The 3,696-nt window shown below is 36.1% G+C and carries 4 protein-coding genes; 1 reads left to right on the top strand and 3 read right to left on the bottom strand.

The genetic code is table 11. From position 1 onward, the window contains the following. Positions 1-150: hypothetical protein (locus tag HN643_04490; protein ID MBT7500898.1), on the top strand; the 150-nt coding region annotated here is incomplete at its 5' end. A 46-nt stretch (positions 151-196) separates the two neighbouring features. Here HN643_04490 and HN643_04485 read toward each other — a convergent pair. The 3 genes from HN643_04485 to HN643_04475 form a co-directional block, all read right to left on the bottom strand. Then, positions 197-1,492, bottom strand: coding sequence for a sigma-70 family RNA polymerase sigma factor (locus HN643_04485; protein MBT7500897.1), 1,296 nt, complete (start codon positions 1,490-1,492; stop codon positions 197-199). Between the two features lie 2 nt (positions 1,493-1,494). Continuing rightward, positions 1,495-3,291 (bottom strand): DNA primase, encoded by a 1,797-nt coding sequence (locus HN643_04480; GenBank protein ID MBT7500896.1) that lies wholly within the window; start codon positions 3,289-3,291, stop codon positions 1,495-1,497. Between the two features lie 57 nt (positions 3,292-3,348). After that, positions 3,349-3,696, bottom strand: a 348-nt coding sequence (locus HN643_04475; GenBank protein MBT7500895.1) for a four helix bundle protein, incomplete at its 5' end; no start/stop codon positions are given.

Genomic DNA, 3,696 nt, shown 5'->3' with positions numbered 1-3,696 from the left:
GGTCAAGCAAAAACCATAAAGGTTTTTCAGTTTGTCCTAGCTGGCAAATTGAAACGTACTTGGGAGTCAGGTCCTGAAAAAAAAGTCATGACCTGGAAACAAGCTCGGCAATTGGCACGCTCAATGATTGGAACGGCGCCAAAGAAATGATCAACCAAAAGACACTTTGTCATGCAAAGTGTCTTTTTTATTCTTTCTAATAATCTTTCAACTTTTCAATTCCTGGAAACTGTTGGATTTTTTCTAATGCCTTGGCCTCAATCTGCCGAATACGCTCACGTGTTACATCAAATTCTTGACCAACTTCTTCCAACGTATGAGAAACGCCATCAACTAAACCAAATCGCATCTCTAATATCTTTTGTTCTCTGGGGGATAAATCCTTGATAATTTCTATTACATAATCTTTCAACAGGCGTAATGCTGCGCTACGATCTGGCGAAACATTTTTCACATCTTCGATAAAATCTTCCAGAGTGGAATCTTCTTCATCATCACCAACTGAAGTTTCCAAAGAAATAGTTTCCTGGGAAATTTTCATTATATACTTAACCTTGTGAACTTCTTCATCCATTTCCGCTGCAATTTCTTCTGGCATTGGCTCACGGCCTAAATCTTGAATTAAACGACGTTCGATTTGATGAAACTTATTAATAGTTTCCACCATATGAACTGGGATTCGAATAGTTCTGGACTGATCAGCCAAAGCACGAGTAATGGCTTGCCGGATCCACCAAGTTGCATATGTAGAAAACTTGTACCCTTTTCGATATTCAAACTTTTCTACTGCTCGGAACAATCCGATATTTCCTTCCTGAATTAAATCAAGTAATGATAAGCTTTTGCCAACAAATCGTTTAGCAATAGAAACTACTAACCTCAAATTACTTTCGATTATAATTTTCTCTGCCTCCACATCTCCCTTTTCATTTCTTTTAGCTAAAGCTAATTCCTCTTCTGCTGTCAATAAAGAAATTTTTCCAATTTCCCGTAAATACATTTGAATTGAGTCCGGTGACAACTCAGGTAAAGTTGCGCCTTTTTCCTTGGCTGCTAATCCAACTTTAGATAAAATTTTAGCTCTATCTTCTCTTTTTCCTAAAATCCCACCTTTGAGTTCAACCATCTGAATACCAATACCATCTAGCTTATCCAAGAAATCTTCATAGGCTTCAATGTAATCTTCTATATGAATAAAGGTTCTAAGAACTTCTTCTTCAGTCAAAAAACCTCGGGAATGTCCTTTTTCAAGCATTCCTTTTATAATTTCTGGGTCTGGTGGTGAAGCCTTTTTTCTTCTTCCACGCCTTTCGGGCTTTTTTCTGCCCGGTTTTTTAGTTGTTTTGGCTCGCGATTTTTTGCCTTTTTTTGTGATTGCCCTGTTTAGAGCTTTTTTTACTTTGGTTGAGACAGATTTTTTGTCTGTCTTTTTAGTACTACTCTTTTTCTTCTTAGTAGTTTTTTTAGTTGTTTTTTTGGCGCGAATGGCCATAATCATTTTAAAAGGGCCAACTGTTCTGAGAATGCTATGATTTTCTTTAGATGATCTTCAACCACCTGAGCATCATTCTGGCTCTCAAGGACAGCTAACTGACTATTTAAATTTTTAATCTGCTGTTCAAAATAATATTTCTTGTAGGCAATTATTAACTCAATTAACTCTTGCCTTATTTGTTCATCAGAAAACTCCTCATAAGCTTCTTCAATATTCAAAATTAGGCTATTTAAATAGCTTTGAGAAATTTCTTGGGTTTCAGTTTCCAGTCGTTGATTTATCGTTTTCTGAGATAAACCTTGCTTGTCTTCATTATAATACAAAATTAAATTTTTGTAAAAGGTTTTCAAGTCACCAACAATCATATGATCAGGCAACAAATACTCCTGAGCATAACCAATTAATTTGGGATGGTTTATAATTATAGTCAAGACACGTTCCAATAATTGAACATCGCGGGATTTATCGACCTTTACAGATGATTGGACATCTTTTTGTTCAGGTGCGACAACACGGGTTTTCATTAAATTTGACTTTGCTTGAGGCAAAGACTCCCACAAAAGTCGAGCTTCTACTTGTAAAATCTGGGCTAATTTTTTCAACCAATGATCCTGTTCTATTTTATCTTTTAATTTATTTATTTCTTGTAATAACAACTTTACTATTTCCTTTTTTTTACTGATATTGTCCAGGTTGTCATTTGTTAAATGTTTATCAAAATAATACTGCATAGCGGTTTTAGCCTCGCGCAATGATTGTTCCCAGGCCTTAACATCTAAATTAATACATTCATCGGGATCTTTACCTTTGACCAATTCTACAATTTTAATATTCACTTCAGCTTCATATAACAAATCAATACTACGCTTAGCTGCCATCTGACCAGCGTCATCAGAATCAAAGCACAAAGCTACATTATCAGTAAACCGTTTAATCAACAAAATTTGATCTATGGTTAATGCAGTCCCTGAACAGGCGACCACATTTTTATAACCCGCTTGATGCGCTGTAATCACATCCATATTTCCCTCAACGACCACAACATACTTAGCTTTACGAATCGCCTGCTTAGCCTTGTCCAGCCCATATAAAACTTTACTCTTGTGATAAATAGGGCCTTCCGGTGTATTAATATATTTAGCACCTTCATCTTCCTTCATGGTGCGTCCGGTAAAACCAACAACGTTGGCATGAACATCTTGAATTGGAAAAATTATTCGATCACGAAAGCGATCATAATAACCTGTGCCACGATCCTTCTTGACGGTTAATCCAGCTTTAAAAATTTCCGTTTCATTAAACTTAGCATCATGCAAATATTTCATGGTTAAATCCCAACTTTCAGGAGCATAACCCAATTTAAAACTTTCAATTGTTTCAGAGGTTAATTTCCTGGCAACAATATAGTCACTCGCCTTTTCACCAGAGCTTTCTTTTAGTTGACGTTGCCAGAATTCAGTTGTGGCCTCGCAAACTTCAATCAATCGATTTTTCTGGCTAGTCACCCTAGGATCAAAACGCTCAATTTCAACTCCAGCTTTATTGGCTAAAATTCTCAAAGCCTCTGGAAATTCTAGGCCCTCTTGCTTTTGTATAAAAGTAAACATATCTCCACCCTCACCGCAACCAAAACAATGAAACATTTGCCTATCAGGAGACACCACAAAAGAAGGCGTTTTTTCATTATGAAAAGGACAGCGCCCCTTAAAATTCGACCCCGCTTTTTTCAATTCTAAATACTCGCCAATAATATTGACGATGTCTAATTTTTGTTTAATTTCTTCAACGTGATCCATATACTTTGTAAAATACAAGATTCAAGATACAAGGCCCAAGGTAACAACCAACTACCTTTAAAGTAACTGGTTTTCCAACTTTATAATTATTGATGAAAATATTTTTGTTAATTGATCAGCTTCGTCTATTAATCTACTAATTTCATTAATGGCTGAAGCATCATTGCTAACTAATAACAGCTCTAACCACAGTTTACTCTCTTTCGCCTCTTTTCTGCAAATTCTAATCCTGTATACTTCATCTTTTTTACTAAGAGCCTCACTAGCTTCAATGTAATTTGCTGCGACAGAGCCAGAAGAACGAGTCACTTGTCTTGAATCTTCACGATTAACCATACCTGAAGTAAGTGTTTTAACCAAAACCCTCACATCTCTAGCAAACCTAAATGTTCTGTCTTTCAAATC

The organism is Candidatus Falkowbacteria bacterium (genome assembly GCA_018674305.1).
Taxonomy (GTDB): domain Bacteria; phylum Patescibacteriota; class Patescibacteriia; order UBA11705; family JABHMO01; genus JABMRF01.
The sequence above is the reverse complement of the archived record's forward strand: the minus strand, read 5'-3'. Positions and strand labels throughout refer to the sequence as shown.